5 protein-coding genes are annotated in these 3,482 nt (G+C 58.3%); all 5 read left to right on the top strand.

Features of this window, described 5'->3' with window-relative positions:
• On the top strand, nt 1-880 hold an 880-nt coding region (locus ACIP1X_RS24090), incomplete at its 5' end, for a KpsF/GutQ family sugar-phosphate isomerase (protein WP_400755462.1).
• Nucleotides 880-1,404, top strand: coding sequence for an HAD family hydrolase (locus ACIP1X_RS24085; protein ID WP_095119477.1), 525 nt, complete (start codon nt 880-882; stop codon nt 1,402-1,404). The genes ACIP1X_RS24090 and ACIP1X_RS24085, both read left to right, overlap by 1 nt.
• An 8-nt stretch (nt 1,405-1,412) precedes the next feature.
• Nucleotides 1,413-1,985: an LPS export ABC transporter periplasmic protein LptC gene (gene lptC / locus ACIP1X_RS24080; RefSeq protein ID WP_053117101.1), complete on the top strand. Its 573-nt coding sequence runs from the start codon at nt 1,413-1,415 to the stop codon at nt 1,983-1,985.
• Nucleotides 1,972-2,517, top strand: coding sequence for a lipopolysaccharide transport periplasmic protein LptA (lptA, locus tag ACIP1X_RS24075; RefSeq protein WP_053117099.1), 546 nt, complete (start codon nt 1,972-1,974; stop codon nt 2,515-2,517). Before lptC ends, lptA begins: the two co-directional genes overlap by 14 nt.
• Nucleotides 2,517-3,242, top strand: coding sequence for an LPS export ABC transporter ATP-binding protein (gene lptB / locus ACIP1X_RS24070; protein WP_053117097.1), 726 nt, complete (start codon nt 2,517-2,519; stop codon nt 3,240-3,242). Before lptA ends, lptB begins: the two co-directional genes overlap by 1 nt.
• Nucleotides 3,243-3,482 lie beyond the last annotated feature (240 nt).

Raw genomic sequence — 3,482 nt, 5'->3', positions numbered from 1 at the left:
TTTCGTACGCGCTTGCGAGATGATTCTGGCCAGTAAGGGCCGTGTAGTCGTGGTCGGCATGGGCAAATCCGGGCACATCGGCAACAAGATTGCCGCGACCCTGGCCAGCACCGGCACCCCTGCATTCTTCGTGCACCCGGCCGAAGCCAGCCATGGCGACATGGGCATGATCACTCGTGATGACGTGATTCTGGCCCTGTCGAACTCCGGCTCGACCAACGAAATCGTCACCCTGCTGCCGTTGATCAAACGCTTGGGCATCCAGCTGATCAGCGTCACCGGCAATCCACAATCGCCGCTGGCCAAGGCTGCCGAGGTCAATCTCAACGTTCACGTCGAGCACGAAGCCTGCCCGCTCAACCTGGCACCGACCTCGTCGACGACGGCTGCACTGGTCATGGGCGATGCCCTGGCGGTGGCGCTGCTCGAAGCTCGCGGTTTTACCGCTGAAGACTTTGCTTTTTCCCACCCCGGTGGCGCATTGGGCCGTCGTCTGCTGCTGAAAGTCGAAAACGTCATGCACGCTGGTCAGGAGCTGCCGCAAGTACAACGCGGCACCCTGCTCAAAGATGCCTTGATGGAAATGACCCGCAAGGGTCTGGGCATGACCGCCATTGTTGAAGCCGACGGTAAACTCGCCGGGATCTTCACCGACGGTGATTTGCGCCGCACGCTGGATCGCAGCATCGATATCCGCAGCGCGACCATCGATCAGGTGATGACCGCTCACGGCAAAACCGCCCGGCCCGACATGCTCGCCGCCGAAGCGCTGAAAATCATGGAAGACCACCGAATCAACGCATTGGTAGTCGTCGATGAGGATGATCGCCCGATTGGCGCCTTCAACCTCTCCGATCTGCTGCGCGCAGGAGTCATGTAATGAGCAACGATCTGCTGCAACGCGGCAAAGCGATCAAACTGGCGGTGTTCGACGTCGATGGCGTCCTCACCGACGGCCGCCTGTACTTCCTTGAAGACGGCAGCGAATTCAAGACGTTTAACACCCTCGACGGTCAGGGCATCAAAATGTTGATGAACGCTGGCGTGCAAACCGCCATCATCAGCGGTCGAAAGACACCAGTGGTTGAACGTCGGGCGAAAAATCTGGGCATCCCGCACCTTTTTCAGGGGCGTGAAGACAAATTGGTGGTTCTCGACGGTCTACTTGAACAACTGGGCCTAAGCTATGAACAGGTCGCCTACCTCGGTGACGACCTTCCTGACCTGCCGGTGATCCGCCGCGTAGGCCTGGGCATGGCGGTTGCCAACGCTGCTGATTTTGTCCGCGAACACGCCCATGGCGTGACCCGGGCCCGAGGCGGCGAAGGTGCTGCCCGTGAATTCTGCGAATTGATCCTGCGCGCCCAGGGCCGCCTCGATGCGGCCAACGCCGCGTACCTGTGAGCCAAACCATGTTCAGCAAAAAATTTCGCACCTTCCTGCTGTTTGGCTGCATCGCTGCGCTGTTTGCTGCGGTCGGCTACTGGAACATCAGCCCGGAACGCTTTCTCGACAAGCCGCCAGTGACGACCGAGGAAAACCCGATCGACTGGTACGCGACCAACACGCACACTCTGCAATACCTGCCGGATGGCGGCGTGCAATATGAAATGACGTCGGACAAAGCCGAGCACGTCAAGGCAACCGACATTGTTCTGGTCACCAAACCCGACCTGAACATGTACCGCGGCACCGACTTTCCGTGGCACGTGACCAGCGAGCGCGGCGAAGTGAATCCGGGTGGTACACAAGTAGAATTGATTGACTCGGTGCGTATCAAACGCACTGACGAACAAAACCGCGACCTGCTGGTCACTTCCACGCGCATGACCGTGTTCCCTCAGGAGCAATATGCGCAGACCGAGCAACCCGTTAGAATCGACGGCGCTGGCGGTGTATCAACCGGCGTTGGCATGAAAGCGTACCTGAAGGAAAGCAGGATACACCTGCTATCGAACGTAAGAGGACAGTATGAGGCTCGTTAAAACCCTCCCTATTTTGCTCAGTCTGGGCGCAGCACTGGGAAGCGTGAGCGCCTGGGCTCTGCCGAACGATCAGCAGCAACCTATCCGTATTCAGGCCGACGACGCCCAACTGGACGACAAGAACGGCATCGCCACCTATAAAGGTGATGTGATCATCACCCAGGGTTCGATGATCGTTAAAGGCAATACGGTGACTATCACCCGCACGCCAGCTGGCGATATCGACGTTGTAACGTCGGTGGGCAACCTTGCCTACTTCGAGCAACTGCAAACCCAGGGTGACGCCAAGCCTGTACAGGGCTGGGGCGTGACGATTCAGTACCACGCCGCGCAAAACCGCGTCGTGCTGATCGACAAGGCCAAGGTCGTCGACAAGGACAACAACACGACTCAGGGCGAGAAAATCGTCTATGACACCGTGAAGAAACTGGCCAGCGCCGGTCGCGCTACCGGCAGCAAAGTCACCGAATCGCGTCCGCGTATCGATATGGTGATCCAGCCGAAGAAGAAAACCGACGAGAAGACCCAGTAATGGCAACTCTGAAAGCTCAGCACCTGGCCAAGGCCTATAAAAGCCGCCAGGTCGTGCGTGATGTCAGCCTGTCGATCGACAGCGGCCAGATTGTTGGTTTGCTCGGCCCGAACGGTGCCGGTAAAACCACCTGCTTCTACATGATCGTGGGTTTGGTACAGGCCGATCAGGGCCGTGTGCTGATCGACGATCTGGACGTCAGCCACCAGCCAATGCACGGTCGTGCCAAGGCCGGTATCGGCTATCTGCCGCAAGAAGCGTCGATCTTCCGCAAACTGTCGGTGGCCGACAACATCATGGCCATCCTCGAGACCCGTCAGGAACTCGACAAGGCCGGTCGCCGCAAAGAGCTGGAAAGCCTGTTGCAGGAATTCCACATCACCCACATCCGCGACAACCTCGGCATGAGCCTGTCCGGTGGTGAACGCCGCCGGGTGGAAATCGCTCGCGCGCTGGCCACCGCACCAAAATTCATCCTGCTCGACGAACCGTTCGCCGGTGTCGACCCGATCTCGGTCGGCGACATCAAGCAGATTATCCACCACCTCAAGGCCAAGGGCATCGGTGTTCTGATCACCGACCACAACGTCCGCGAGACGCTGGATATCTGCGAAACCGCTTACATCGTCAACGACGGTCAACTGATCGCCGAAGGTGACGCCGAGACCATCCTCGCCAACGAACTGGTCAAGGAAGTGTATCTGGGTCACGAGTTCCGCCTGTAAGCGTCACAGTGCCCGGTGCGCAGCCGGAGTGCTGTATCGATTCAAGCTGGATTTAATACGCTTAATTGTTACAGCGCTCTAGGCAAACACTTCAGTTTCAGGCATATAATTTGCTTAAGTTTGGCGCTTCGGCGCCCTGTAGTGGATGGCGCATAGCGCCGGCGAATAAGGTGTTAAGCCCCTGCCATGAAACCATCGCTAGTCTTGAGAATGGGCCAGGAGCTGACGATGACTCCGCAG

Source organism: Pseudomonas sp. NPDC088885, assembly GCF_044750025.1.
GTDB lineage: Bacteria > Pseudomonadota > Gammaproteobacteria > Pseudomonadales > Pseudomonadaceae > Aquipseudomonas > Aquipseudomonas rustica.
The sequence above is the reverse complement of the archived record's forward strand: the minus strand, read 5'-3'. Positions and strand labels throughout refer to the sequence as shown.